This window comes from Variovorax sp. GW821-FHT09D04, from assembly GCF_059416405.1.
The window spans coordinates 835,896-861,737 of the sequence record NZ_JBWKPA010000003.1 but is presented as its reverse complement, the minus strand read 5'-3'; the positions used below and the strand labels follow the sequence as shown (position 1 = coordinate 861,737).

Here is a 25,842-nt window from a genome sequence, read left to right as displayed (position 1 = left end):
GCTCCTACCAGAACCAGCTCCAGCCCCTGGTCAATGTTCGACTGGCACCGCTGATCTCGATTGCACTGGCGCTAACATTTGGGGCCTTCGATGCAGGAATCTCCTGTTGTGGTGCCTGCTCCGGTGGGTGGCGACAGCCGATTCAGCAGTGTGCGCAGCGTCTATGCTTCGGCGCGATATTGCCGCGCTTCCTGCTGGCTCGCCGCGTGCTGTACGCGCATGGTCTGAAGCTCGGTGCCAAGGCCTGGAGCGCACACTCGGACGCGGCCGCAACGGGCTATGAGACTTTGATCGTGAGTGCGCCTCACGGCCACCAACGCGAGTTCTGGTCGAGATAGAGCGCCAACTGTCGACTCCGAGGTGCGAGTTGCGAGTCAGACGTGTTCCTCATGGCCTCGTTGACCTTCTTCAGGTAACTCTTGCCGCCCCAGTACTCCCGGGTTTCCTCCAGGAGCAGCCCGAAAAGATGGTCTACCGAAGTCAGTCCGATAAAGTCCTGCGCTGCGACATGCGTCTCTACGCACCGCTTCGCAACCCCAAGCCGCAGTCGACGAGCAATGTCCGAAGCATCCGTCGGCTTGACCCAAGGCAGCGAGTTGAGAAGATGCTGAGCATTCGCTCCGGTCAAGGTGCCATCGGTCGCCGCGCGATGCAGCGCATCGAAGGTCAAGCGCAGCAGCGGGCCAACGCTCTTCGATCGCCAACCCAGAGCACGTTGAAACCCATAGGTAAGCAACTCAAGCGGCAACTGATGCAAAGCATCTCGCGCCTGAGCCAAAGCTGTGAACCACGGGTCAACTCCATAGTCATTCGGGACCGCGTCTGGTCCCAACTCTTTTGCGATGGCCATGACGAGCTGTGGGTTGGGCGCAGTGGAATGGGCCAAGAAAGCCGCCACATCGCCAACCTGATGAGATGCTTGCTTCACCCAATTTCGCAGCTGACGTAGCTCTTGCTGGTCCGATGTCAGTCGCTGAAGACAGTTGAGCACCGCGGAAGAGCCGAAGGAATGGGCGACTGACTCGATGGCGACGGGGTCGCTAAGGCCCAAGACAGCCGCTTGCAGCTGCGCCTCGCCTTGCAGGCTGAAGCCAGCTTTCTGGATGTCGGAGGCGCAGGCCTGGGTCCGCTTCCAAAACTCTACTTCTTCAGCGAGGTCGCGACGCACGCGCAATAGTTTCCACGTCCAGTCCTCACCAACAACCAGATTCTGAGCGAGCACGTCAGTTTCGATGTCATGGACGGCAGCACTCATCGCGGAACTGACGAATAGGCGCTCGTCGCAGAGCAACTCGACCAGCTTCGCCGGCTCAGTCGACCACAGAATAACGGCCAGCTTCCCTGCGTGTTCAGCGAGCTTTTGTTCGCCGACTAGGTCCAGGCTGTCCACGATGAAGCTCAGCACGTCTGGACTGAGTTCGTCGAGCCGCGATAGCGCGGCACTTGCGACCATTTCCTGCGCGACCTTGGACGAAGACAGCGGCGCAGTGGATTTCACCAACGCTATGGCATCGGCCACCGCGGAAGACTCTCGCCGCGCAAGAGCTGCCTGCAAGCTGCAGATCGACCGCATGGCTTCACGGCCGCCGAGCACATCCGTACCGAGCAGGCGCAAAACCTCGCGGAAGCCGGATGCAGCGGGCCGGTCCGCATACTCGACGAGTTGCGTAAGCCACGGCGCCGAAGTCGTCAAGTTGGCTTCAACCCCTTCAGACTGGGGCGCAAATCTTAGCCGGGAGACCGAATCACTACACAGCTGCAAATCGAAAGGCGAACCTTCCTGGGACCGGTCGCGGGTGGTCAACGTACAGAACCGAAACGACCGTCTTAAGCGTGGCCACTGCAGGTCCCACAGCCGCAGGACAATATCGTCAACCCAGCTATCACTCTTCCGTCTTGCCCAAACCTGTTCAGTCGGATGCTCGTACAAAGCGCTGGCGAGCTGCTCGAACAACGAGACCTGGCTCGGCAAGAGCGGGCAGTGACTCGGCGGGCTTTCGGTCAATTGCAAGCTGGTACCGTAAGTTCTGGACGTCTCAACTGAGGGAAGGCGAAACAGCTGTGCCAGCCGCGACGGGCTGTCCAGCACCGCGAGGTCTGAGAATTCGATCAACAGCGTGTGCGTCCAGACGCATCCTGGCCTCGGCATTTCAGGCGCCGGCCAGGTCCTTGCGAGTGCATAGAGCCCTGACTCCGCAAGCGGATACCCAGTAAGGTAAGAAACCCCCTCAGCTGTTACGCCGGAGCCCGATGCGTCGCTCATCACCAAGACTTGCCGGGAGTCCTTGGTCGACAAATCGGCTGAGCACGCGAACTGCCGATGGCCCTCAGAATAGCCATGCAGCGCTTGATGGACGACGGTACCCACGCTCACCTCAATCCAGCACCCATTGGAGAGGCTGGGTCAAATCATGGGAGCTCCGATCAACCGAGACAACTGAGATGCGTTTTGAGGGCACATCCATCTCTCTAATGCTCTGAGCCTCGTCATTTACAGGCTTGCCGTCCTCGTCGTAGGTTCCCCCTTGCGCGCTGACACCAAACACCTTGACCTTCCAGGCCTTGTCCAGACCATGCTGCAGGTACTGTTGTAGCAAAGGCAGATGGGCCGCCAGGTACGCTTCAGGCGGCATTCCCGCACTGGCAGCCTTGTCCCACGCAGAAAGGATGATGGCCAAGCTGCGCGGGCCACTGTCCAACGGCGCCGACTGTAGCGACTGAAGAATGTCGACGAGCTTGACCTGGGTGGGCGCGAGGCGCGCGGTCCAGGGAACGGGCTTGCCAGCCTCGACCGGCAGCCCGGCAGCCTCTGCATCATCTGCGTCGTCAGCGACCCAACCAGGCGCCTTGATCTTGTCCGCATGAATGAACAGCAGGACGCCATTGCTGCGCAGCGATGCGGCGACCTCTGACGAACACTCCCGAGCCTCCCACATCTGCTGAAAGGACTCGCCAGCCAAGTCGGGGAAAGACAACTGAAAATCTGGTGAAGTGCCGGCTCGCAACGACATCGTCACCGTTCGGTCTCCCGAGTGGAGAGTCCGTTCTTGCACCTTGGCCTTGCGCCACAGAGCTGCAATCTCATTGAGGTGCACGGCTTCGCCGGCCTTCAGCGTAACCAGGCGCAGCCGCGTGTCGACTTCGTTGGACGTCAGAAGATGCCAGAGAGCCGCGAGGAACGTCGTTTTGCCTGAGCCGGGAAGACCCAGCACCACGATGTCGTGCGTCGTCATGACCTGGGCCTCCCCGCGACTACCGGCAGGCGCCCGAATGCACGTTTCGCACTGGCCGTCACAGGCACTGCCGGGTTTGGCACGTTGCGCAGGGGCTCAGCCATCCAATAGCGAAGAAGCTCACCCATCCCTTCTCCGCGGTTGGCATTGGTACTCTTGGGAGAGGCGGCTACGCTAAACGCCTGAACGTCCGCAAAATGCGAGGCGTACTCGAGCCGCACATTCTCCAGTAGCGTCTCAAAATAGCGCAGCGATCCGGCCGTGCCACCTTCGTTCTTGCGGACCGCGTCGAGTTTGGTAAGGACCAGAGCCAGGCGTTGCCAAGGTAAGGCTACGCCGACCTCGACGAACGCTCTCAAGGTAAGTCGGACTTGCGCTCGAACCTGATGGCGCTCGCCCGCATCAAGCAGCTTGGCGCCGTCCACCAGAATGGTCAAAACGTCGGATCGCTTCAGCTCGGGATAGCTCTTGGCCAGGTCGGGTTCATTTTGGACGAAGGTGTACTCCTCGCCGGCTCGATTGCCGAGCAACGCTGTACGCCTAGTTTTGCAATCCTTGCCGACCAAGTCGACATGGAAGAACAAGACCTCCCCGCGTTCGGTCCGCTCCATGTGCGCTACGTCGCGCTCGGATTCACGTCGAGAGTCATGGCATGCACGCTCGAACGAATGCATCGTGGACGAGCCAGCAAATGCATAGCCTGCCACTGGCCCGCGCTGAAGCAGGTCGTACATGCCTGCGATCAGGCTGGTCTTCCCGGAATCGAAGGGACCGACGAGGGAGATCACGTTGCACGGACCACCGCGAAGCAACATCGTCGCCTCGCTGATTGAGAGGGCTTCGGCGTGCGGGAGCCTCACCCCAGGTGTGGCGGGCTTCTCCGGTGTCGAGCCAGTAGTCGGGACGATGACCAACGCCCTCCCGAACTGAGGACATGCGGACGCTTCGGGAAATCCTTCCAGGCAGCGGCCGCCTGACGCGATCTTGCACTCAGGGTTGGCGCATTGGGTGGACGGAATTTCGTCTTCCTCCTCCATGGCGGTCATCCCAATGCCACCTGGAGCAGTTCGCGATAGAGGGCCTCAGAGAGCTGCCGGCCAGACAATGCGATCACGGGGTCGATGCCGGTCACCGTGCTCCAGACCGCGATCCACGAGTCCTGGCCATCAGCCTCCTGCCGCCGGCGGACGGCTTCCAAGATGGGTGTCGTGATCGCAGAGACTTTTCCGGCTTGGTCTTCGAGCAGCAAACTTGGAAGCCAATCCTGCGGGAGTCCTTGAATGGCCGCTGGAATCGCAAGCTGAACACTGTCGTCCACCCCCGCACGCGCCAGCAGCGAGGGCAATGCTGTCGGGCCCGGCAGCACTTTAGTCAGCGCGGCGAGCTCGACGGCGAACACGATTGGGCGGAATTCGGGCTGTACCTCTGCGAAGGTGAGCCCGAAGCGCGTGCACTGACCGCCTTGCAACCACCACAGGATGTCCAACTCCTCGTCCTGGACCTTCACATAGCTCTGCACGGCAGATTCGAACTGACGCTGCCTTGTCACCACGGCCGTCAGAGCCTTGGTGCAAGCAGTAGCGAGAGCCTCAATCGCGGCGCGCACTGTGCCGATGTCGTCTTCTTGTAGTTCTCCAAGGGCTGCCGTGACGTCCAGTTGTGGGTTCACCAGCTTCTGCTGCTCGAGCGTCGGCCGTCGGCGCGTAGTTTCCGCAAGGTAGGTCTGAGCGTTCTTGGCCATGCCCACCAGATCCATCGGCTGCTTCAGCACTCGGAGGCCAGCGCAGGATGCGCCGGTGATGAGCGTCGCAGCTTTGGCCGCAGTGGCGTCCTTCTCATCGAGGATCAGCGCAAGCGCCGCCGCGGCCGTCACCGCAGCTTCCTCGTCCAGCAGCGGGGGCCCGCCTTTGGCCAACTGGCTGCGGATTTGTCCGACATCGTTGGACAGGTGTTGCGGTTTCGCGCGAAAGGCCAACCGAGTAAGAACCTCAAGTGTCGTCCCCGACGGTGACTTCGCGGTAGCCTGCACGCTAGTCCAACGTTGCGCGCGGACCTCTAGGTTTTCGCTGAACTCCATTCCGCTGTACCAACCGAAAAACTGGTCTTGCACTTTTTTCCCCTTCGCCGGCTCAATGGCTGTTTTCAATGCGTTCGATTTCGCTGGCCAGTTCGACCAAGAGGCCGCGGGCGGCAGCTTCTTTGAACGCTTTTTTGTACCGCTCGGGCTCCAGCACCTGTAGATCGGCATCAGTGATGAGCCCAAGCTTCAAGGTAATTTCGCGCCGCTCGCCAATGGACAGCTGCCAGAACCGATAGATGAGGTTGCGCATGGACGGGCCTTCCATCTTCACCTCCTGTTTGGCCTCCGCCGGTACCGAGGCGGCAGCGGATGCCTGCGCAGCCTCGGCGACCTTGGTGACATGGTACGGAGGTGCCGGATCAATGACCGCAGCTGCAGGCGCCCTAAATGGTGCGAGGTGCGGCAGAGCCATGCGATTCGACCAGACCTCTTGAAAGCGATCCTGTCGCAGTGCGACGAACATCTCCGGGGCTTTCTGGAAGTGGCGCACGTACGCCAGCACATCCAATGTCCGAGCCACGCCCTCCCCACTCACCTTGATGTCGAGCAAGTTGTAGCCCGGCTTCCACTCTCGCTCATGCACGTCTGGATTGACTGCTCCCGCCTGGAAACGCATGTATGTAGGCGTCGGGGTGCATCGCTGTCGGTGCTCGTGCCCGAAGAACTGCAGCTTCGCTCGCGAATTAACGTTGTCGTCGGTGTCGTCCCTATCGACGAACCACGAGGGTGGATGGTGGCAGAGCACCAGGTTCACCACATCCGGCTCGGGATTGAGCACCGTCTGCAACCGCCCTAGGTAGAGCCGTCCCGGGGCGTCATCGCGGCCACCGAGGCCAGAGATGAGGGTCGACGTGAGCCCAAAGAGGCGCAGGCGCACTCCCTCGCCGAGCTCAACTTCATCGGTCCAGAATGGGGCGCTTGGGTAAACACTGCAATCGAAGCTCGCGGCAAACTCGTTGTACGCTATCAGCGGCTGGAACAAAGACTGCCCAACCTCTGCGTCTGCTAGCTGACGCTTCATCACCAATTCACGAGCATCGTCCGCCGCAGTAGCGATGGCATCCTGGGCGTTGGAGATGGCCAAGGACTTAGCGCAGACCCCGCGGTCGACGTCGTGATTTCCTGGGACGACGTAGATGCCCTCGGGGCGACAGCCGCACTGGCGAGCCAGGTCGAGCAGCCAGGCTCGGGCAACCTTGAATTCGGCGGGGGCGCCTTTGAACGCAATGTCGCCGCCCACCAGAATGGCGTCAACGGCGACGCCGTCGCGGCAGAGGTCCACAACGTCTTGAGCAAGCAGCGTTCGGTATGGCTGGCTGCTGTCGGTGGCCGGGTTCTCGCAGTCGGGCGAGCGGAAGTGGATGTCTGAAAGATGCAGCAGGCGCATGTCGTCCATCTTAACGACTAGATACAGGGCGACGAGCAGGTATAAAACTACCCACCAATGCGCGCGTTGTTCCGTCCAAAACTCTGCGGAGCAGTCGTTCAGCGCCGAGCAAAGAATCCAAGGCTGTAACCTAGCTTGATCGACTCCGCCAAACTGAATCGCGACGCAAGCCGCGAATCAGCGCGCTTAGAACTGCGCGCCCTGCGCAAGGCGGCCGGCTCATCAGTTCCGCCAATCAACCTGGCTGCCTTACCCGACCCCACAACGCCTTGTTGTGAAAGTCGAGGTTGGCCGCAAGGTTCCGCCGCTGCGGTCACGAACTCTGGTCGGAATTTGGCGCGCTCTGCGTCGCCGAGCAACGGGGCGGCGTCAAACATTTCTAACACCCGATTTTCATATTCGTTCAGATCCCACTCGGACAAACGAGAGGCGTATACACCAGGATATGCCGCCGCCTCTTGCGCCCTCTTGGCGAAGTCCAGTTGCTCGGGCGACGACAGGTTTACCTTTTGTGCATCAAGCGCGGACAGCGCCCAGGGATTGCTCTCGGTCAGCGACGGTACGGTCATCGTGCCTTGCGAGCGCTAGTCTTTGAGGCTTTCGATGCAGCGGTTTCCTGTTGTGGTGCTGCCGATTCCGGCGGCGACAGCCGATCCAGCAACGCGCGCAGCGTCTGTGCTTCGGCGCGATATTGCCGCGCTTCCTGCTGGCTCGCCGAGTGCTGTTCCCGGATGGCCTGAAGCTCAGTGACAAGGCCTCGGTTGCTGGCGGTGAGTTCTCGCTGCGAATTTTCGGCGGCGTCGACTTTGATCTGCAGGCGCGTGACGGCATCCGCCTGAGACAGCAGGCTTTCACGATGCCGGGTTTCGGCCTGTGCCGATTGCGCGCGCAGCGCCTCGAGCTGCTTGTCGGCCCTGGCGCGCGCCTGGCGCTCTTGGTCGATGTCCAGCAGCGCGCGCCGCTCCGCAGCATCGGCGCGCGCGTTGGCGATGTCGACCGCGTCCCGCGCTCTGGCCAGTTCAGCGCTGAAATCCGCCCGGCCCCGTTCCTGCTGACTGCGTGCCTCCTCGAGATGGCGCTGCAATTCCTGCAGCCGTGCCACTGCGCCGGCATGGGCGCGTCGCTCGACCTCCAAATCGGTTTGCAACTGCTGGGCCGATTCGCATACAGCAGCCAACTGCTGGCGCACAACTTCGGCGCTGGCCGACGCTTCCTCGGCTGAACGCTGCGCGCGATCTCGCTCGTCCCGGGCCTGCTCGACCGCGGCCTGGTCCTCGACACGCAACGCGGCAAGCTCATGGCGCGCTGCGGCGGTGGCCTGCCGCCAGAGCTCGGCGATTGCTTCGGCCGCGGTCGTTCTGAGCCCCGTCGGCAAGTCGGGATGATCGATCTCGACCCGCGCCTTGCTGCGCAGGTCTTCCCAAAATTTGGCCAGCGCCTCGGCCGGCGCGTTCATCGAACCCTTTCGCACGAACTGGTAGAGCTTGCTGGCCGTCGGCGTGATGCCGTAGCGGAAGAACAGCAACGCGCAAACCTCACGATAGAGGTCTTTGGTTTCCGAAAACCGCCCCCGAAGGGCCTCGATGTCGTTCTGGATTTCGATTTCAGCACTCATGAATAAATATTACAACGTAATACGTTGAATTCAATGAGCTATCTATAAATCTGTGGACATAACTCTTCTAATGTTCATAGACTTGGCCGTGTTCTCCTTTTGCGCGTAGCTCCGCATGAATGCCCTCGTCAGCCTCAGCTTGGATCAGATGATGGTGCCGGCCCACCTGGATGGCAGCCGCGGCCGAAATCGCGCCAGTTCGCGCTCGCAGTTGGCCGCGGTCGACGACCGCTCGGCGGTTCTGGCCTGGTTGGCCCGCTACGCCGACTCACCCGCCACGCTCGCCAGCTACCGCAAGGAAGCCGAACGGCTCTTGATGTGGTGCGTCCTGCAGCGTGGCGCAGCGCTGTCGGACCTCACGCACGAGGATCTGCTGCTCTACCAGCGTTTCCTCGGTGATCCACAGCCGGCCGAGCGCTGGGTCCTGGAGCCGGGCCAGAAGCCGGGGCGCAACTCGCCACGCTGGCGACCTTTTGCCGGCCCGCTGGGGCCTTCGAGCCTGCGCCAAGCGCTGTCGATCCTCAACGCCATGTTCTCGTGGCTCGTGGAAGCCGGGCACCTGGCCGGCAATCCGCTGGCGCTGAGCCGCCGCAAGCGCCGGCAAGCTGCACCTCGGATGAGCCGCTTCCTGCCCGAGGAACACTGGAACCTGGTCAAAGCCGCCATCGAAGCCATGCCCACGGGCACCGAGCGCGAAAGGCTGCACGCCTCGCGTAGCCGGTGGCTGTTTTCGCTGCTGTACATCGGCGGGCTGCGCGTGTCCGAGATCTGCGCAGCCAGTATGGGCGGATTCTTCTGCCGGCGCGGCGTCGACGGCCGCGAACGCTGGTGGCTCGAAATCACCGGCAAGGGAAACAAGACCCGCCTGGTGCCGGCCACGGGCGAACTGATGGCCGAGCTGATGCGCTATCGCAAAACTCACGCGATGAGCCCTCTTCCTCAGGAGGGCGAGAGCACGCCGCTCGTGATGACCCTGATCGCGCCGGTCAAACCGCTGGCCAGAAGCGCCATCCACGAATTAGTCAAGGCGGTGATGAAAGCCGCTGCCGCTGCGCTGCGGCAGCGGGGTCCGGAATACCAGGCAGCGGCCAGTCAGCTCGCGCAGGCATCCACGCACTGGATTCGGCACACGGCCGGAAGCCGTCTCAGCGAGAAGGTCGACCTGAAGGTGGTCCGCGACAACCTAGGACACGCCAACATCAGCACGACCAGCGTCTACCTCCACACGGAAGATGATGCGCGCCACGACGCGACGGTGGCCGCGCACCACATCGGCTGGCACTCCAGCTGATGCCGGGCCAGGGTTAGCTTAGCGGCAGCATCATGAGCGTCGCGGTCGCAGCCGTCAGCATCACGGAGGTGGCCGCATCGACATGAACAACGCCCGCGTGGTCGCAGTAGGCGGGCGCGTACCATTTGGTCATGCTGCCGATGCTCCCCGTCCTTATGCAGGCGACCAAGACTGCCCGCACCACCATGGCCAAATGGTTTGAGCACTATCCCCCTGCATACCCTTGGACGGTTGCTTCGGACTACTGCATTGGCGATGTCAACAAGCCTAACGACGTCTTCAGCTTCGTCATCATTGCCCCGCACGACACGGCCGACAACATCTGCGAGTACATCGCCGGCGCCGCTCCAAAGGACTTGAAGAACACCAAGGACATTCCGCTAGGCCTGGTCCAGTACCTGACCTGCGAGGTGCCCGTGACGTTCAGCATTTCTTTCGTGCTGAAGCGCGAAGAAGGACTGCTACGGGCGCATCTCGACGTCGAGAACATGCTCGAGTTTGTGCCGGCTGCAATCGCCTACCTTGAGCATCGGCTGGAGCAGTACCCTGCCGAGCGGACAGTCGAAGTCCACGAGGCAACGGTGAAGCGCTTCAAAGCCTTCGGTCGTGAGTTGGCGAGCAAGAACTTGAACGCCAAGCTGGCCCGCCAGATGCACTTGGCAGCTGCGGCCTCTGCAACCGTATTCAACAACTTGAACTTCGCCAGGCAGCCGAAAGCGATACGCTGGATTTCGGACCGCGACGCCCTGATCGCGCGGCACGATGCCGTCGTCTACGACCTGACCTACGTCTACTACATGCTGCAGGCCGAGCAGTACGCGATGGGAGAACTTGAGGATGGCCGTCCTGTCCCAACGACGTTGGCAGACCTCGGCTTCGAGATTCCTGAGCAGACGGGCAAACACCGCTACGACGAGATCGTCCGGCTCCCCGACTACCTCGCCGGCACGCTGGCAGACCTGAACAGCGAGACTATGGCCATGTCGCGCGACAAGTTCGACGTGGTGCTCAATAACGTGTTCGTTAACTCGACGACGAACTGGATGGTCCAGCTTCTTTCCGGCGAGGGCCGCATAACCGCGCGCTCGGCGCTATTCCGTGGGTGGGACTAGAGGCGACCACAAAAGACCCGAAGGGAGCCTACACCCGGCGCGGCTCGGGGGTAGCGGTCGTGTCTCAGACTTTGATGCGCCGTCTCAGACATTAATGGCAAAGAACAGCCACGAAGAGTCGGTAGCTGACTTCATCCTCCCGCACCGAGAAAAGGAAGCGATCCTCGCTGGTGCGCGGTCTTCCAGTGTGCCGGGGCAGCTCTTCTCCTAGAGAGCATATGGCGGAAACTTGAAATCTCGCGGACCTTGAGCTATCAGTTGCTATTGCACTGAAGAAAGGAGATGCCAACGCCAAAGACAAGCGCCCGTGCAGCTGCAACTGCCGGGCGCTCTGGAACTACCTGATCGCAGCCCCTTGCCGAACCACGACTGCAGTAAAAGTAGTCGCTGGCGGAGCTTTTGTCAAATTTGCGACGAGGTGGATGGCACCAGCGCGGCCCATGGACGCTTACAAGGCAAATGCCATCAAGTCGAAGGCCCCGCTTCGTCCCAGCCGCGCCTTGCGATCCGCAATGGCCCGGCGTGGCAGAGGCGCCGGCACCATCACCTACTTCTTCAGCGCGAAGAACGACCGGGACATCGTGCTGGCGAGCGATCTCGAGCTCGCCCATGCGCTGCTGCTTGAGGCGGACGAGACCGTCAAGGCCTACGACACGGACCCCGAACGCGTCATCGCGTTCGTCGAGCGCGAAGGCTATCTCGGATCCAAGCCCGATGCGGTCGTGACCCTATGGTCGGGGCGCACGCGGTATGTCGAAGTCAAATACATGCGCGATCAGGGGAGCGAACACGCACAACTCCAGGCGGAAGTACAGAAACGTGCGGCCGACGCCGTGGGCGCGCAGTGGAGTTGGTTCACGGACGAGCACGCGCGGGCCAAGCTGCGGCTGCTCCACGATTGGCAGCACGTCGCACCGGTGCTGGCGCAGGCCAGGCTCGACGTGAAGGCGCGCTGGGAATACCTCGCGGGATGGGTGCTCGCGGCCGCCGGCAGAGCAACCACGCTCGGCGAATTGCAGCGCGATGCCCAGGATCCGTGGGACCTCGTGTTCGCAACGACGTTTAGGCTGGTGCAGATGGGGCGCCTGCGCACCGACCTCGAGAGCAAGCCCATCAGCCCTGCGACAGTGGTGGCACCACGGGAGCAGCGTTATGCCTAATCGGAAGATTGCCCCTGAGCTACTGGACTACACACGGTGGCCGAGCGTCGATGCTCGCCTTCTTGCCGAGCCGCAGGCCCTTCGCTTCTCGCGATTGTCCGCGGCGATCAAGGCCGCATGCGATGGCGTGAGGAGCGGCGAGATCGAACGGCGCTTCGGGGTTTCGCGCAGTCTGCTGCACTACCACCTCGTGCAATGCACCTCGGAAGATGCGGATGGTCGGTTAAGAGGATGGCGAGCCTTGGCGGAGACCTCCAGGCGCAGCTCCTATGTGCGCAGCGCCGAATTCAAGCCCACGCCGGAGGGACACGGCCTCGCCGGCGCGTTTCATGCCCTTCTGGTGGAGTACCCCAAGGTCAAGAAGTGGCTCAATGCGCGCCTCAAGCCTGACGACGGTACGAGGTTCCAGGCAGCGGGCCTGGACCTCGCGCTGATCCACCAGGACTTCCTGACACAGTTGCGCAACGCGGGTCGACGCGCAGATGAATATCCGTTCACCACTCGGCGGCACGGCTACGAGTCCATGTGCGCCTACGTCAGGAATCGCATGGCCGAAGGCGACGATGACGCAGCACGGCTGAAGTTCGGCGAGCAGGCCGGCGCCCGGGCCCGTCGCAATTCGGGCAAGCAAAGTCTCTTCAGGCCCATCGCAGCCTTCGAACGGGCGGCCTATGACGAGTACCGATGCCCGGACATCGACACGCTACCCGTGGTCGTAGACATCGGGGAGGAAATCGAGCTCCCGATCAGTCGCAGCTGGTTCTGTCCCGTGGTGGACGTCGAGACGGCGGCAATCCTTGGCTGGACATTTTCGGTGGCCGGTCGCTTCCGATCGCTGGAGCTGTTGCGGGCCTTCGAGCACGCCATCCATCCCCCGCCAAGGATTGCACACCCGGTACTAGACGAATTGCTCCCGCCTTTGCCGGGCGAAGGGCTGCCTGCAGCGGTCATTCCGGCCGCCTCGGGACGGCGCATCTGCAGCCTCTCGGTGGACAACCATCTGACCCACCTGGCCAACTCGGTGGTCATCGATCTGCGTCGGCGCAGCGGTGTGTCGATCAGTTTCGGCAAGGTCCATAGTTGGATCGAACGCGCCGTGGTCGAAGGCATCTTCGGCGAGTTCCAGCGTGGCCTCACACGCCTGGCCTCCACCACGGGCAGCGGCCCGTCCGACGCCCGTGTGAATGACCCAGTCGAGAAAGCCGTTCGCTACAAGATCCGCGCAGGGGACGTACGCGCCCTGTTCGATCGGTTGGTTGCCAGGCACAACGTCCGCAGAAGGCACGCACTCATGTCGGCCACCCCCAACGAGGTGATTGCCGCAGACTGGGCCGACAGCGCTCGCCTGCAGATCATTCCCAAGTATCCACGCAGCTTCGTCGACAACCCGTGCATCGCCATTGAAACGGAATGGCCGCATGTGCGCGGCAGCCGCAAGGACCACCGCGCCCCCTACATCCAGTTGGACGAAGTCGAATACACCAATGACTTGCTCAGGCAGAGCTGGAGCATGCTCGGCGAGCAGCTGTGCGTGCACATCCGCGGGGACTTTCGAACCGTGCGCGCCTTTCGCATGGACGGCACCGAGTTCGGCGTCCTTCACGTCAGCGGGGTGTGGGCGACCTCGCCCCACACCCGCGAAGTGCGAAAGGAAATCAACAAGCTCTATCGCGAAGCGGTGTTCAAGGATCGCTCGGGGGACCCGGTGGCGGCCTATCAGCGCCACCTCGCAGAGACCGCACTTCAAAAGGTGCGCGGCAAGCGCCATCCCAAGATCACCGGGGAGGCCAACAAGCTGGCCCGCTCGTTGACTGTTGCCGGCAGCGCCAGCGATCCACCGGAGCTTCGTTACGAATGCAAGGCACCCAAGGCGCCCACACCGCCTCAGGCCAAGTCCCGTGGCCGTCGGGCATTTTTCACGCAGTCGCAGTCGTCGCAGAAATGAGGAGGCGCCATGGACACCACGCAGGCCAACAGCGCACAGTATCCCCGGCGAGGTGGGGCCAAGGCGGGCAGCGCCACGTCACGGGCGATTCACCACCGGCGTGAGATCGAAGAGGCCGCAGCCAAGCTGGAGGAAGACCGCCTCGCGAGATTCCGCACCGCATTCTTGGCGGACGCGGACGAAAGGCGTCGGCTCGCCGCGTTCCACCCGCTACTCGAACAGAAGTACTTCATCGAGACCGATGAGACCGCAAACTTCTACGACATCGTTTGTGACCACGCGATGGCGCGCAAGAGCGGCCTCTACATCACAGGTGAGTTCCGGGTTGGCAAGACCACCGCCATCGAAAGTGCCGTCAAGCGACTGCGAACGGACATGCCATGGCTGGCGGTCCTGGTTCACTCTGCGAAGCGCAAGCCACATCAGTCGAAGACGGCGCTGTGCAATGACATGGCGGCCTCTTTCAGGTGTCCGACCTCCAGATACCAGGACAGCGCCGACTTGCTCGCCCGATTCATGATGGCTGAGGCGGTGCTCGCTGGAAGCCGCACCTGCCTGCTGTTCATCGACGAAGCGCAGATGTTCACCGTGATGCACATGCGGTACCTGCTCGAGATATGGAACGAGCTGCGCCTGGAGGGCTTCCTTCTGATCAGCGTGCTGGTGGGCCAGGAAGGCCTGGAATCGCTGAAGATGTTGACCTCGGAGGAAGACCACGGGGCCGTGGTCGCTCGCTTCTTTGTGAAAAGATTCGACTTGGGCGGACTGCACAAGCTCGCTGAGTTGGCAGCGTACCTGCGTGCCTTCGATGGTACCTTGTGCTGTCCCACCGACCTTTGGCCGTACTCCCGCTTCTTCTGTCAGAGGGCCTTCGACGCCGGGTGGCGGCTGGAGGATGAGGCCGATCGACTATGGACCGCTCTCGTCGATTACACCAACACGGATGAGCGCACGCTGTCCTATGCGGGCTTTCGCCTGGCGTTCGTGAACGACGCCATCCATGCATTCCTGCTGGATTCGATGCGCAACGACGGCAGCTCGTTCAAGGGCACCTCCTCGGTGTGGAAGGAGGCCGTGCAGGCCGCCGCCGAAAGCGACCTGTTCATCGGACGCGGCCGTGGCAACCATTGACACCCGTCGTGAAATGACCTGGGTGGCGTTGGGCGCCTCCCAGTTCGAGAGCGACTGGATGGCCTGGCACCGCTTTCTGTGGATGAATGCCATCACCGGGGACGACCTGTGGCGGGCCCTGTCCGAGAACGCCCCCCGCTCGACGCTGCCGTACACCATGAGCTTTCATCGACGCTACATGGCGCTGATGGCGAGCACGCCGTTGATGCGCAAGTTTGCCCAGCACTTTCGCGCCAGATCACTCAGCACTTGCTTCGGGCCCGGAACCGGGGGCGAGATGCTGACTGTGCAAACCATTCGGTTCTGTCCCGAATGTCTGCGGGCGTGTTTTCACTCGCCAGTCTTCCAACTGGCCTGCATCAAGCGTTGCCCGTTTCATCGTTGTGAATTGGTCACGGCATGTCCGCGATGCGGTGAAGCGGTAGGCCAACCAATGTTCGATCCGGCGCGGATTCATCATCCCTTGGCATGCGCGGGCTGTCGCACCTCATTCGCCGATGATCAACTGGTGGAGCGCGCACTAAGCGGGTTTGCCGCAGGCGAGCTCGTATTCGGCCAGTTGGAAGCCTGGATGACGCGTCTGCGGGCTGTCCAGTTCGTGTCTGCGAGGGGCATCGGGCAAGAGCCTGTCGCCCCGGGCGACTACAGGACCATTTGTGCCGGCATCGCGCACCACGCACGTGGCCCGAGCGACTCGAAAAGCTGGCTTGATCGAGGATTTCCCTGCAGGCCGCTGTTTCGCCGCCGGGACAGCGAACTCTCCACACTGGAGCGATTTGCCAACGATCGACACCTGCAGCCGATCAGTCCGGACCTCGATGCGGTGTGCGCGATCGCCAAGTCGATGAACCGCCAGCTTTCGCGGCGCCTGCGGACGATTTGCGGCCACCGGCACACGATGCGCTTGAATTGGACAAGGGCCGCTCGTCAGTTCGAGTATCTGCAGCCGGTCTTGCTCATGTCACCCCACGATTGCCCATGTTGCGCGATTCTCGACCAGTGGCGCGCCTATGCCGGCAAGGTGCTAGCCCTTCGCAACCTAGCGCGCTACCACAAGAAAACCCTTTACGAACGAGATGTGGGCGACTTCAGAATTCCGTTCTGCCTGGAGCCAGCGGAGTTCGCAAACGCCCTGCTTTCCTCGTTCACCTGGTTCGCTGCCGCGCTGGGGCGTGTCATCGGTTACTACGCTGGAACGAACACCGAGCTCTGGTATCCGTATGAAGAGGAATTCTTTGCAAACCGGCTGACGGAGTGCAATGTGATGCCCCTGGAAGCGGACCGGTTTCATATCGCCATCTGCGGTTATGTTTTTTCAGCGAAGGGGGAACGAATCTGCTTCGCCTACACCATCGACCACGCTTTCCGGACCTTAAAAAAATGCCATCAGCTTTTTGCTAAGCGCAAATACTGGTTGGCGCTGTCCAGCGATAAATCCCCGAAAAGAAGGGAGCGCGACGATTGGTACATGGGCATGTCCGAGTACCTTCAGACAAGGTATGCCTCCACGCCTTTGATTGAGGTTCCGAATCCGTGCCCCCAAGTTTCCTTTGCTGTCGGGGGACGGCGAGCCGACTGGTAATCGCGCTGCCAGATGTGGTTGGCATCCCCAATGTTGTCCGGGAGGATCCCTCCCAGCAAAGCTCATCCGTCATCACCAAGCCCGCGGCTTGTCAAACCAATTGCTTCACAAGATTCCAAGCAATCGTTTTGACAGATGCACGCTTGCGCCCTGCCTTCCGGGGAGCACGAGTCGGCGCATGTCAAGCCGGATGCCTCACCCAGCTCGCGGTCAACCTGAGAACCTGGGCACTCCTCGACCCGAGCCCAATGCCCCTCCAGCCTTCGCACTTCGCCCAGCCCTTCATTTCAGGCCAGAGCGAAGTAGCCCAGAGTCGAATCAACTCAGCGTGCTCCCATCCGGCAGCTTCGCAATCACCTTGATCTCGAACTGAAACCCATACAGCCACGTCACGCCGATCCCGGTCAGCGTCGGGTGCGGCGCTTCGCCCCAGTACTCGGGCACCAGCTTCCAGATCGTTTCGAAGTTCGATTCCGGATCGACGATGAAGACCGTCACGTCGACCACGTCGTCGAAGCTGCAGCCCGCGGCTTTCAGGATGGCGTTCAGGTTGTCGAAGGCGCGCCGCACCTGCGCTTCCAGCTCAGGTTCCGGCGAGCCGTCTTCGCGGCTGCCGACCTGCCCCGACACGAACAGAAAACCGTTGGAGCGAACGGCCGGCGAATAGCGGTTGCGTTCGTAGAGCGCCTGGCGCCCGGGTGGAAAAACGACGTCGCGTGAGGCCATGGGGTGTTTTCTTTCTGCGGTGAATGAGGACGATGCAGGGACTTTAGGAAGCCATGCGCCATCGATAAACGGGCAAAGCCAACAATCACTGTTTGCAGATCCCAAACAATCGCCGCGCAGGAGCCCTCCCATGGACCGTTTCGATGCAATGCAGGCCTTCACCCGCGTGGTGGAAGCCGGCAGCTTCACCAAGGCCGCCGACACGCTGCACATGAGCAAGATCAGCGTGACGCAGTTGGTGCAGCAGCTGGAGGCGCGGCTGCGCGTGAAGCTGCTCAATCGCACGACGCGCAAGGTGAACGTCACGGCCGATGGCGCGGCGTACTACGAGCGTGCGGTGCGGCTGCTGGCCGACCTGGACGACGCCGAAACCAGCCTGTCGGGCGCGGCCGCCCTGCCCCGCGGCCGCCTTCGCGTGGACGTGCCCAGCCCGCTGGCCCGCATGATCCTCGTGCCCGCGCTGCCGGCCTTCCATGCGCGCTACCCCGACATCCAGCTCGACATGGGCGTGAGCGACCGCATGGTCGATGTGATCGGCGAGAACGTCGATTGCGTCGTGCGCGGCGGCGGACTCACCGACCCCTCGCTCATGGCCCGCCGCGTCGGCGACCTGCAGCTCGGGGTCTATGCAGCACCGAGCTATCTCGAGCTGGCCGGCGCGCCAACACATCCGCGTGAGCTGGAAGACACGCACCACCGCATCGTCGGCTTCCTGTGGTCGCGCCACGGCAAGACCTTTCCGTACGCCATGCGCCGGGGCGGCGAGCGCGTCGACGTGCAGGGCCGCTACGTGCTCTCGGTCGACGACGGCAATGCCTACCTCGCAGCGGGGCTGGCGGGCCTGGGCATCCTCTGGCTGCCGGACTACATGGCCGCGCCGCACCGGGCGCACGGCGAACTGGTGCCGCTGTTCGAAGACTGGCAGCTCGATCCGATGCCGCTGTACGTGGCGTTCGCGCCGAACCGGCATGTGAGCGCCAAGCTGCGCGCGTTCATCGAGTGGGTCGCCGGGCTCATGGCGCAGCATGCGCCGATCGTCGTTCGCCCGGACCCATCGGATTCACGTTGACGCAGCCTCTGCTTCCTGCAACGCTCGCCACATCACCTTGCCGCTGCCGCTCTTGGGCAATGCGTCGACGAACTGCACCACGCGCGGCGCCTTGTACGCCGCCATGTTTGCGGCGCACCAGTCGATGATGTCCTGCGCGCTCACTGGCGCTTGCGCGGGCTTGAGCACCACCAGCGCCTTGACCGATTCGCCGCGGTAGGCGTCCCGGGTCGCGATCACACAGGCCTCCTGGATGGCCGGGTGACGGAACATCAACGCTTCCACCTCGGCCGGCCAGACCTTGAAGCCGCTCGCGTTGATCATCCGCTTGAGCCGGTCGGTGACGAAGAAGTAGCCCTCCCCGTCCACATGCCCCATGTCGCCGGAGCGGAAGAACCGCTTGCCGTCGATCTCGACGAAGGCGGCCTCGGTGTCAGCGGGCCGCTTCCAGTAGCCCGCGAAGACCTGCGGCCCGTGGATCACGATCTCGCCCTATGCTCCCGGCGCGACCTCGCGGCCCGTGTCGGGGTCGATCACGCGCGCGTCGGTGCTCATGAACGGGATGCCCAGGCACTGCAGCTTCGGCGCGTCGGGCGGGTTGTAGTGCGAGGGCGCGGCAGTTTCCGTGAGGCCGTAGGCCTCGACGTAGCGCAGGCCGTACTGCTCGAACAGCCGCTGCGCCACCGCCTGCGGCATTGCCGCCCCGCCGCCGCCGATGGCGACCAGGCTCGACAGGTCGAAGCGCGCCACGTTCGGACTGGCCAAGAGGTCGATGACCATGGTCGGGATGTTGGCCCAGTGCGTGACCTGGTGCGTGGCGATCAGCCGGCCGGCCAGTTCGCGGTCCCAGCGCGGCATCAGCACGGCCGTGGCGCCCACCTGCATCGCCGCGTGCATGACGCCGACCATGCCGGTGATGTGGAACATCGGCACGGCCACGAGGTGGATGCTCTGCGGCGTCACATTGCCCCAGGCGTTGATGGCCATCGCGTTGTGCATCGCGTTCGCGTGGCTGAGCATGCAGCCCTTGGGCAGGCCGGTCGTGCCGCTGGTGTAGGGCAACAGGGCCAGTGCGTCCGCATCGGCGCTGGCCACGGGCGGTGCTGCTTCGCAGGCCAGGCAGTCGGTCCAAGCGTGCACCGTGCCACCGGCCAGTGTCGGCAGTTCGCGCCGCGGCAGCAGCCACGGTGCCCAGGCTGCCGGCATGTCCTGTTCCGACAGCGCGGCCGGGTCGAAGGCATCGGTGAACTGGGTCACGACGAGGTGGCGCAGCTGTTGCGCCTGCGGCAAGGCGTCGCTGGCTTTCGCGAGCTCGACCGCGAGGTCCGCCGTCGCGATCGCCACCTGCGCATCGGGATCGACGATGAAATGCTTCAGCTCCTCGGCGCGGTTCATCGGGTTGACGGGCACCACCACGGCATCGGCGCGCAGGATCGCGAAATGCGCGATCACCAGCTGCGGGCAGTTCTGCATCGCCAGCAGCACGCGGTCGCCGGGGCGCACGCCCAGCGCATGCAGGCCGGCCGACAGGCGCTCGACGGCGGCCCACAGCTGCGCATAGCTCAGCGTGCGGCCCATGAAGATGAGCGCCGCCTTGTCGGGAAAGCGGCGGGCATTGACCGCGAGGTTGTCCCACAGCGGCGTGCGTGCCGCGTGCAAGGCGCGCGGCAGGCGCCGGGGCCAGAACGTGTGATGCGGGCGGGTGTGCATGGCGTGCTCCTGGTGGGTGGTAACCGGTCGTTGGGCGTGGCTGCGCCCTGCCCGCTTCCGGCGTGCCGGAGGCGGGAGCGATGCTTCAAGAACGAGACGACTACGGCTGGCCGGGCGCGATGCCCGCGCGTGCAAAGGCGGCCTGCGACTGGGCGCCGTTCATGTAGACGTCCTTGCGCGTCACCTCGCCGGCGTCGTTGACGTCGACCACGTCGAGCATCTCGACGCGCGCGGTGAACGGCTGCCCTGCCGTGTCCTTCAGCGGCAGCACCATCACCCACTCCAGCACCCAGTGCCGCGCGCCGAACAGGCTGCGCCGCAGCTCGAAACTGAAGGGATAGCGGGCGAACACGCCGACGCAGTACTGGCGCAGCGCCTCGCGCCCGCGCACCGGTGCGGAACCGTCGTGCAGCCAATAGGTCGTGTCTTCGGAATGCAGCGACGCGATGCGGTCGGGGTCGCGTGTTTCCCATCCGACGTGGTAGCGCGCGAACAACGCTTCGGTCCCCAGGGCGGGGTCGGCGGGATCGGTCTTGCCAGGAAACGCCATGTCTGTCTCCATCGGATGTGATGGAGAAAATTTACCGACTCGAAGTCGGTTTGTCAATCCGGGTGCGGATTCGACCCGTGTTGCTGCAGCCCGCACAGCATGGTTTCGAGCAACCGGCAGTGCAGCTGCACGGCGGCCATCGGGTCTTGCGCCGCCCCGCAGGCCAGCGCCGCTTCGGCCACCGCGCCGGCGATGAGCCGCGTGGCGGCCTCGATCTCTTCGGGTGGCGTGCCCGCCGGCATGATGGCCACCAGCCCGGTGCGGATCGAGTCCATGAAGTGGCGATCGTCGATGCCGCGCCAGCGCTCCCAGCCGAGCACCACGGGCCCGTCGACCAGGATCAGCTGGCGCAGGCCTTCCTGCGTGGCTGCTTCGAGGTAGATGCGCAGGTTGGTCGCGATGGTGTGGGGCGAACGATGCCCTTCGATGCGCTGGATGCGCGTGCCGAGTTCCGCGGCCAGCTCGGCCTGTACCGCATCGAGCACGGCCTCGAAGACATCGTGCTTGGCGCGAAAGTGGTGATACAGACCGCCCTTGGCGATCCCTGCACCGGCCGCGATGTCGTCAATGCTGACGGCCGCGAACCCCCGCTCGATGAACAGCTGTCGCGCCGAGGCGAGGATGGCCCCGACGGTGGTTGCGCTGCGCTTGGCCTGCTGGACCATGTGCGTCTTTCTCCTCGATGGCTGCTGCGCCACGTGAACACGCGGGCAGTATGGCACGCAGCATCGGCCCGGCAGGTTCGGGCGCAGCGCTGTCTCTGGCTCAACCCGCGGGCTGCGCCACCTTGCGCCAGGCCTCGTACAAGTCCTCATTGGCCTCATCGCGCACCGGCAGCGAATGCAGCTTCATCTCGCGCTGCTCCAGCGGCCGGGCGATCTCGACGTAGCCGCGTGCGGCCGACAGGTCGAAGGGTTCGCCGTCCTCGTTCGAGTAGGCGTAGAACACCTCCTTCACGCCCGACAGGTACATGGCCGTCAGGCACATCGAGCACGGGTAGCCGCTGGCGTACACGGTGCAGCCCGACAGGTCGGTGCTCTTCAGTGCCTTCGCGGCGGCGCGCACGGCCTGCATCTCGGCGTGAGCCGAGGGGTCGCACAGGGCATCCACTTCATTGACGGCGGTGGCAATCACCTTGCCGTCGCGCGCGATCACGGCGCCGAAGGGCCAGGTCTTGCGTTCGCGGATGTTGCCCATGGCGAGGCGGATGGAGTCGAGCAGGTACGCGCCTGCGTGGGGGTCATGGGATGTGGTCATTCAGGAAAAGCTCCCGCGGTCAGCTGCCGCGATAGGTGGAAAAAAACCAGGGGGCGCACAGCATCGGCACGTGGTAGTGCTGCGCCGCGTCGGCGATGGCGAAGCGCACGGGTACCACGTCGGACAGCGCATCGGCCGCCTTGAAGTGGTCCCCGACGTGGAACTGCAGCTCGAACTGCCCGGTGCGCGCCGAGGCGGCGGCCAGCATGGGCGCGTCGGTGCGACCGTCGGCGTTGGTGCGCGTGCTGTTCAGGCGTGTGGGCGGCGTGGTCGCCACGTCGTAGAGGTCGACCTTCAGCCCGACGAGCGGGCGGCCGGTGGTGATGTCGAGCACATGGGTGGTGATGCCGGTCATACGAAGAAAACTCCTTGCAGACGATGGGAACGAACGGGGCCTGCTTGGTCAGCTGCCGCGCGAGTAGGTGTAGCTCCACGGGCCGAACTGGATCGGCAGGTGGATGCGCTCGGCCACGTTGGCCACGCGGATGCGCACCGGCAGCTTCGACAGGAACGGCGGCGTGGGCAGGCGCGACTGCTTGCGCGCAAAGTACTCGTCCACGTGCAGCAGCAGCTCGTAGTCGCCGGCGCGGTAGCTGTCGCCGATCAAGAGCGGCTCGTCGGAGCGGCCGTTGCCGTTCATGGTCACGGTGCGCAGCAGCTTGAAGCCGTCGCCCTCGCGCACCGAGAGATCGATACGCAGGCCGGTCGCCGCGGCACCGTGGAAGGTGTCGAGCGCGTGCACGGTCAGGCGCGGGCTCACCCCGTGCAGCACGATGGGGCCGCTGGCCTGGGCCGGGCCGGCGGGTGCGGCCGTTTGTGCAACAGCACCGTGGGGCGCCAGGGCTGCGGCGCCGAGCGCGAGGCCCGACAGCGCGAAGCGACGGCGTGCGGGCAGGGAAATTTCTTTCTCAGGCATGGACCGCTCCTTGGGAGATGGACGCACCCAGCAGCGTGTCGATGCGACCGCGGGTGATGAGGCCGATCTGCGTCAGCGCTGCGCGGCGCTCGGCTTCGGTGGACTCGGCGGCGCGGCTGCGCAGCGCCTCGAAGATCTGGCCCTTGGTGCTGCGCCGCACCGCGATGATGAAAGGAAAGCCGTGCCGCTCTCGGTACACGCGGTTCAGCCGCTGGATCTCGGCCATCTCTTCGCGGCTCAGCGCATTCAGGCCCGCACTGCCCTGCTCGCCGACCGACTCGGCAGTCATCGTGCCGGACTGGGCTTCGCGGCCCGCCAGCTCGGGGTGGCCGCACAGGAACGCCAGCTGCTGGGCGTCGGGTGCGCGGCGCACCACGTCGAGCATGGCTTCGTGCAACGCGTCGATGGTGGCGAAGGGCCGCAGCGACCAGGCCGAGCGTGCGACCCAGGGCGAGTTCTCGAAAGTCGGCCCGAGTGCGGCGACGAACGCGTCGCAGTCCATGGCGTTGAGCGCCTGGAGATCGAAACGATGGGCGTGGGAAGGCATGGAGAGCATCTCCTTTGTATTCAGACAGTCGGACGAAGGGGTGGAAGGAATCAGCGCGCGGGCGTCTTGTGCAGGCGCGGCACGAACAGCAGGATCAGCACGGTGGCGCAGATCTCGACCGCCGCGACCACATACAGGCCCGGCGCCAGGCTGCCGGTGGCGGTCTTGATGAGGCCCAGCATCCACGGCGCGCCGAAGCCCGCGAGGTTGGCGATCGAGTTGATCAGCGCCACGCCGCCGGCGGCCGCGGTGCCCGCCAGGAAGCGGTTGGGCATCTGCCAGAACACGGGGATCGCGCTCATGGTGCCGACGATGGCCAGCGTGAGGCCTGCCAGCACCAGGGCCGGGCTCTGGCGCAGGAACAGCGCCACCACCAGCAACGCCCCCGAACCCAGCGCCGCGGCCAGCGCGCAGTGGTAGCGCGACTCCTGGTGGCGGTCGGAGTGGAAGCCGTTCCAGATCATCCCGGCCGCGCCGCACAGGTAGGCGCCGGCCATGATCCAGCCCACGGTCAGCGGGTTGGTGAAGCCGATCTCTTTCACCAGCGTCGGGCCGTAGAAGGTGAGCGACGAGTTCGCCGCGATGATGCAGAAGAAGATCAGGATCAGCAGCCAGAACTTGCCGTTCTTCAGCGAGGCCAGCATGCTGTGCTCGCGGTGGCCCAGCGTCTTGCGGTCGCGCTCGAGGTCGTCGTGCACCAGCTGGCGTTCACGCGCCGTGAGCCAGTGGGCCTGCTCGGGGCGGTCGGTCAGGTAGAAGTAGGTGGCGATGCCGGCCAGCACCGAGGGAATGCCCTCGAGCAGCAGCACCCACTGCCAGCCGGCCCAGCCGTTCACGCCATGCATGTTGTTCATGATGGTGCCGGCCAGCGGCCCGCCGATCACACCCGCGAAGGCCGAGGCCGACATGAACATGCCGAAGGCCTTGGCGCGCCGGCTGTCGGGGAACCAGTAGGTCAGGTACAGGATGATGCCGGGGTAGAAGCCCGCCTCGAACACGCCCAGCAGGAAGCGCAGCAGGTAGAACATCTCGGTGCTCTTCACGAACATCGTGGCGATCGAGGTCAGGCCCCAGCCGATCGTGATGCGCATGATGGTCTTCTTGGCGCCGATCTTCTGCAGCAGCAGGTTGCTGGGCACCTCGAAGAAGAAGTAGCCCAGGAAGAAGATCCCCGCGCCCAGCCCGTAGGCCGCTTCGCTCCACTTCAGGTCGTCCAGCATCGTCAGCTTGATGAAGCCGATGTTGACCCGATCGATCCAGGCCAGCACCCACAGCAGCATCAGGAAGGGAATCAGGCGGAAGATGATCTTGCGGTAGATGCCGTCCAGTTCCGCCGTGGCGGTGTGTTCCCGGACTGGCGCCATCGTGGCGTCCATGCTCATGGTTGTCTCCATTTCTAGGTGTGGACGGGACGCGCCGCCTGGGACCTTCTGTGGGTCCGCTTGCGGCTGCCGTTCCCGCTGGTGGCGAACTGTAGGCAGATATCGCGGCCCCGGATCACGCTCTCTAGAATGTGCGACATAACGGTTTGCCATGATGGTGCTGCCGCCGGCAACGCCTCTTTTCTCCGCCCTGCCGCCATGTCACGCTCCCACGCCCCCGTCGACACCTACCTGCTGCGCGTGCTGGTCGCCCTGGTGGCCGAACGCAGCGTCTCCCGGGTGGCCGTGCGGATGAACCAGACCCAGCCCGCCATCAGCACCGCCCTGCGCCGGCTGCGCGAGGTGTTCGCCGACCCCATCCTGGTGCGCGAGCGCAGCGGCATGGTGCCGACCGAGCGGGCGCTGCAGCTGCGCGACCGCGCGCGCGGCGCGCTGCTCGAGATCGACCGCATGCTCTCGGGGCCCGAGCAGTTCGAGCCCGCCTCGAGCGCGATGACCTTCCACCTCGCGCTGCCCGACTACCTGGCGATGAGCTTCCTGGCCGACGTGACCACGCGGTTCCGCGCCGAGGCGCCGCATGCGCGGCTGGTGGTGCACCCGCTGAGCGTCACCTACGACTACGAGCGCGCGCTGGCCCAGGGCGAGCTCGACATCGTCATCGGCAACTGGCCGCAGCCGCCCGACCGGCTGCACCTGTCGCTGCTGCTCGAAGACGACCTGATGTGCCTCATGGGCAAGAACAACCCGCTGGCCGCCAAGGGCGCCATGACGATGGAGCGCTACATCGCCGCGCGCCACGTGGTGCCCACGCCGTATGCGGCGTCGCAGCGCGGCGTGGTCGAGACGCACCTGGCCACCTTGCGCCAGACGCGCGAGGCCTGCATTGCCGTGCCCTACTTCACCGTGGCACCGCACCTGCTGGTGGGCACCGACCTGGTCTTCACCACCGCGCGCCATTTCGCGATGCAGTTCGTGCACACGCTGCCGCTGGTGGCGGTGCCCGCGCCGCAGGGCTTTCCGCGCATGCGCTTCTACCAGCTGTGGCACGACCGCTCGCAGCACGAGCCGGCGCACCGCTGGCTGCGCGGCATCCTGGCGGCGGTGGCGTCGGGGTTGGCGCGGCCCGATGCGGCGGAAGCTGCCGCACCAGCAAGCGCCTAGGCTGATTGC

The 25,842-nt window shown here is 64.1% G+C and carries 24 protein-coding genes and 1 pseudogene; 9 read left to right on the top strand and 16 right to left on the bottom strand.

All coding sequences use genetic code 11. The features are described from left to right. The coding region (locus AC07O4_RS14330) for a hypothetical protein (RefSeq protein ID WP_495304894.1) at positions 1-338 on the top strand (338 nt) is incomplete at its 5' end. Here AC07O4_RS14330 and AC07O4_RS14325 read toward each other — a convergent pair. The 7 genes from AC07O4_RS14325 to AC07O4_RS14295 form a co-directional block, all read right to left on the bottom strand. Continuing rightward, complete coding sequence (locus AC07O4_RS14325) at positions 305-2,368, bottom strand: GAP1-N1 domain-containing protein (RefSeq protein WP_495304893.1); 2,064 nt, start codon at positions 2,366-2,368, stop codon at positions 305-307. The two genes, AC07O4_RS14330 and AC07O4_RS14325, sit on opposite strands and share 34 nt — an antisense overlap. Positions 2,369-2,375: 7 nt before the next feature. Beyond that, the gene (locus AC07O4_RS14320; RefSeq protein ID WP_495304892.1) at positions 2,376-3,233 is read right to left on the bottom strand and encodes a TRAFAC clade GTPase domain-containing protein; all 858 of its coding nucleotides are present in this window, start codon (positions 3,231-3,233) and stop codon (positions 2,376-2,378) included. Next, complete coding sequence (locus tag AC07O4_RS14315) at positions 3,230-4,279, bottom strand: TRAFAC clade GTPase domain-containing protein (protein ID WP_495304891.1); 1,050 nt, start codon at positions 4,277-4,279, stop codon at positions 3,230-3,232. Before AC07O4_RS14315 ends, AC07O4_RS14320 begins: the two co-directional genes overlap by 4 nt. Then, positions 4,276-5,379, bottom strand: a complete 1,104-nt coding sequence (locus tag AC07O4_RS14310) for a GTPase-associated system all-helical protein GASH (protein ID WP_495304890.1) — start codon at positions 5,377-5,379, stop codon at positions 4,276-4,278. Before AC07O4_RS14310 ends, AC07O4_RS14315 begins: the two co-directional genes overlap by 4 nt. After that, positions 5,363-6,709 (bottom strand): metallophosphoesterase, encoded by a 1,347-nt coding sequence (locus tag AC07O4_RS14305; RefSeq protein WP_495304889.1) that lies wholly within the window; start codon positions 6,707-6,709, stop codon positions 5,363-5,365. Before AC07O4_RS14305 ends, AC07O4_RS14310 begins: the two co-directional genes overlap by 17 nt. A gap of 89 nt (positions 6,710-6,798) precedes the next feature. After that, entirely contained in the window at positions 6,799-7,269 is a 471-nt protein-coding gene (locus AC07O4_RS14300; RefSeq protein ID WP_495304888.1) for a hypothetical protein, read from the bottom strand. Continuing rightward, positions 7,266-8,315, bottom strand: a complete 1,050-nt coding sequence (locus AC07O4_RS14295; protein WP_495304887.1) for a DNA-binding protein — start codon at positions 8,313-8,315, stop codon at positions 7,266-7,268. The genes AC07O4_RS14300 and AC07O4_RS14295 overlap by 4 nt, the downstream gene beginning before the upstream one ends. A 115-nt stretch (positions 8,316-8,430) precedes the next feature. Between AC07O4_RS14295 and AC07O4_RS14290 the strand changes: the two genes are divergently transcribed. The 6 genes from AC07O4_RS14290 (at position 8,431) to AC07O4_RS14265 (ending at position 16,536) form a co-directional block, all read left to right on the top strand. Continuing rightward, positions 8,431-9,606: a tyrosine-type recombinase/integrase gene (locus AC07O4_RS14290; protein ID WP_495304886.1), complete on the top strand. Its 1,176-nt coding sequence runs from the start codon at positions 8,431-8,433 to the stop codon at positions 9,604-9,606. 131 nt (positions 9,607-9,737) lie between these two features. After that, entirely contained in the window at positions 9,738-10,718 is a 981-nt protein-coding gene (locus AC07O4_RS14285) for a hypothetical protein (protein WP_495304885.1), read from the top strand. A 440-nt stretch (positions 10,719-11,158) separates the two neighbouring features. After that, positions 11,159-11,878 carry a hypothetical protein gene (locus AC07O4_RS14280; protein ID WP_495304884.1) on the top strand — a complete coding sequence of 240 codons (720 nt, stop codon included), beginning with the start codon at positions 11,159-11,161 and terminating at the stop codon, positions 11,876-11,878. Continuing rightward, positions 11,871-13,823, top strand: coding sequence for a hypothetical protein (locus tag AC07O4_RS14275; RefSeq protein ID WP_495304883.1), 1,953 nt, complete (start codon positions 11,871-11,873; stop codon positions 13,821-13,823). The genes AC07O4_RS14280 and AC07O4_RS14275 overlap by 8 nt, the downstream gene beginning before the upstream one ends. A 9-nt stretch (positions 13,824-13,832) precedes the next feature. After that, complete coding sequence (locus AC07O4_RS14270) at positions 13,833-14,954, top strand: ATP-binding protein (protein ID WP_495304882.1); 1,122 nt, start codon at positions 13,833-13,835, stop codon at positions 14,952-14,954. Continuing rightward, entirely contained in the window at positions 14,941-16,536 is a 1,596-nt protein-coding gene (locus AC07O4_RS14265) for a hypothetical protein (protein ID WP_495304881.1), read from the top strand. Before AC07O4_RS14270 ends, AC07O4_RS14265 begins: the two co-directional genes overlap by 14 nt. Before the next feature lie 318 nt (positions 16,537-16,854). On the opposite strand, the gene AC07O4_RS14260 is transcribed toward AC07O4_RS14265, so the two are convergent. After that, a complete protein-coding gene (locus AC07O4_RS14260; protein ID WP_495304880.1) occupies positions 16,855-17,262 on the bottom strand; it encodes a RidA family protein in 408 nt (135 codons plus the stop codon). Between the two features lie 130 nt (positions 17,263-17,392). Here AC07O4_RS14260 and AC07O4_RS14255 point away from each other — a divergent pair, with 130 nt between their 5' ends. Next, entirely contained in the window at positions 17,393-18,331 is a 939-nt protein-coding gene (locus AC07O4_RS14255; protein WP_495304879.1) for a LysR family transcriptional regulator, read from the top strand. Here the strand turns inward: AC07O4_RS14255 and AC07O4_RS14250 are convergent. The 8 genes and pseudogenes from AC07O4_RS14250 to AC07O4_RS14215 form a co-directional block, all read right to left on the bottom strand. Next, positions 18,323-20,020, bottom strand: a pseudogene (locus tag AC07O4_RS14250) (long-chain fatty acid--CoA ligase). The gene AC07O4_RS14255 and the pseudogene AC07O4_RS14250 sit on opposite strands and share 9 nt — an antisense overlap. A 100-nt stretch (positions 20,021-20,120) precedes the next feature. After that, the gene (locus AC07O4_RS14245) at positions 20,121-20,570 is read right to left on the bottom strand and encodes a nuclear transport factor 2 family protein (protein WP_307638209.1); all 450 of its coding nucleotides are present in this window, start codon (positions 20,568-20,570) and stop codon (positions 20,121-20,123) included. A gap of 53 nt (positions 20,571-20,623) precedes the next feature. Then, positions 20,624-21,235 (bottom strand): TetR/AcrR family transcriptional regulator, encoded by a 612-nt coding sequence (locus AC07O4_RS14240; protein WP_495299938.1) that lies wholly within the window; start codon positions 21,233-21,235, stop codon positions 20,624-20,626. A gap of 100 nt (positions 21,236-21,335) precedes the next feature. After that, the gene (locus tag AC07O4_RS14235; protein ID WP_495304878.1) at positions 21,336-21,827 is read right to left on the bottom strand and encodes a nucleoside deaminase; all 492 of its coding nucleotides are present in this window, start codon (positions 21,825-21,827) and stop codon (positions 21,336-21,338) included. Between the two features lie 19 nt (positions 21,828-21,846). Then, on the bottom strand, positions 21,847-22,182 hold the full coding sequence (gene uraH, locus AC07O4_RS14230; RefSeq protein WP_062472877.1) for a hydroxyisourate hydrolase: 336 nt from the start codon (positions 22,180-22,182) through the stop codon (positions 21,847-21,849). A gap of 48 nt (positions 22,183-22,230) precedes the next feature. Continuing rightward, entirely contained in the window at positions 22,231-22,743 is a 513-nt protein-coding gene (locus tag AC07O4_RS14225) for a hydroxyisourate hydrolase (protein WP_493192340.1), read from the bottom strand. Beyond that, on the bottom strand, positions 22,736-23,290 hold the full coding sequence (gene uraD, locus AC07O4_RS14220) for a 2-oxo-4-hydroxy-4-carboxy-5-ureidoimidazoline decarboxylase (RefSeq protein WP_095747602.1): 555 nt from the start codon (positions 23,288-23,290) through the stop codon (positions 22,736-22,738). The genes AC07O4_RS14225 and uraD overlap by 8 nt, the downstream gene beginning before the upstream one ends. A 50-nt stretch (positions 23,291-23,340) precedes the next feature. Then, positions 23,341-24,672, bottom strand: coding sequence for an MFS transporter (locus AC07O4_RS14215; RefSeq protein ID WP_070060608.1), 1,332 nt, complete (start codon positions 24,670-24,672; stop codon positions 23,341-23,343). 198 nt (positions 24,673-24,870) lie between these two features. Here AC07O4_RS14215 and AC07O4_RS14210 point away from each other — a divergent pair, with 198 nt between their 5' ends. After that, positions 24,871-25,833, top strand: coding sequence for a LysR family transcriptional regulator (locus AC07O4_RS14210; RefSeq protein ID WP_062472868.1), 963 nt, complete (start codon positions 24,871-24,873; stop codon positions 25,831-25,833). The last annotated feature ends 9 nt before the right edge of the window (positions 25,834-25,842 follow it).

Bases quoted from the DNA above. Each gene is read 5' to 3' on its own strand.
- AC07O4_RS14320 (WP_495304892.1), bottom strand. From the start codon at position 3,233: ATGACGACGCACGACATCGTGGTGCTGGGTCTTCCCGGCTCAGGCAAA.
- AC07O4_RS14315 (WP_495304891.1), bottom strand. From the start codon at position 4,279: ATGACCGCCATGGAGGAGGAAGACGAAATTCCGTCCACCCAATGCGCC.
- AC07O4_RS14305 (WP_495304889.1), bottom strand. From the start codon at position 6,709: ATGGACGACATGCGCCTGCTGCATCTTTCAGACATCCACTTCCGCTCG.
- AC07O4_RS14300 (WP_495304888.1), bottom strand. From the start codon at position 7,269: ATGACCGTACCGTCGCTGACCGAGAGCAATCCCTGGGCGCTGTCCGCG.
- AC07O4_RS14295 (WP_495304887.1), bottom strand. From the start codon at position 8,315: ATGAGTGCTGAAATCGAAATCCAGAACGACATCGAGGCCCTTCGGGGG.
- AC07O4_RS14290 (WP_495304886.1), top strand. From the start codon at position 8,431: ATGAATGCCCTCGTCAGCCTCAGCTTGGATCAGATGATGGTGCCGGCC.
- AC07O4_RS14285 (WP_495304885.1), top strand. From the start codon at position 9,738: ATGCTGCCGATGCTCCCCGTCCTTATGCAGGCGACCAAGACTGCCCGC.
- AC07O4_RS14280 (WP_495304884.1), top strand. From the start codon at position 11,159: ATGGACGCTTACAAGGCAAATGCCATCAAGTCGAAGGCCCCGCTTCGT.
- AC07O4_RS14275 (WP_495304883.1), top strand. From the start codon at position 11,871: ATGCCTAATCGGAAGATTGCCCCTGAGCTACTGGACTACACACGGTGG.
- AC07O4_RS14270 (WP_495304882.1), top strand. From the start codon at position 13,833: ATGGACACCACGCAGGCCAACAGCGCACAGTATCCCCGGCGAGGTGGG.
- AC07O4_RS14260 (WP_495304880.1), bottom strand. From the start codon at position 17,262: ATGGCCTCACGCGACGTCGTTTTTCCACCCGGGCGCCAGGCGCTCTAC.
- AC07O4_RS14255 (WP_495304879.1), top strand. From the start codon at position 17,393: ATGGACCGTTTCGATGCAATGCAGGCCTTCACCCGCGTGGTGGAAGCC.
- AC07O4_RS14245 (WP_307638209.1), bottom strand. From the start codon at position 20,570: ATGGCGTTTCCTGGCAAGACCGATCCCGCCGACCCCGCCCTGGGGACC.
- AC07O4_RS14240 (WP_495299938.1), bottom strand. From the start codon at position 21,235: ATGGTCCAGCAGGCCAAGCGCAGCGCAACCACCGTCGGGGCCATCCTC.
- AC07O4_RS14235 (WP_495304878.1), bottom strand. From the start codon at position 21,827: ATGACCACATCCCATGACCCCCACGCAGGCGCGTACCTGCTCGACTCC.
- uraH (WP_062472877.1), bottom strand. From the start codon at position 22,182: ATGACCGGCATCACCACCCATGTGCTCGACATCACCACCGGCCGCCCG.
- AC07O4_RS14225 (WP_493192340.1), bottom strand. From the start codon at position 22,743: ATGCCTGAGAAAGAAATTTCCCTGCCCGCACGCCGTCGCTTCGCGCTG.
- uraD (WP_095747602.1), bottom strand. From the start codon at position 23,290: ATGCCTTCCCACGCCCATCGTTTCGATCTCCAGGCGCTCAACGCCATG.
- AC07O4_RS14215 (WP_070060608.1), bottom strand. From the start codon at position 24,672: ATGAGCATGGACGCCACGATGGCGCCAGTCCGGGAACACACCGCCACG.
- AC07O4_RS14210 (WP_062472868.1), top strand. From the start codon at position 24,871: ATGTCACGCTCCCACGCCCCCGTCGACACCTACCTGCTGCGCGTGCTG.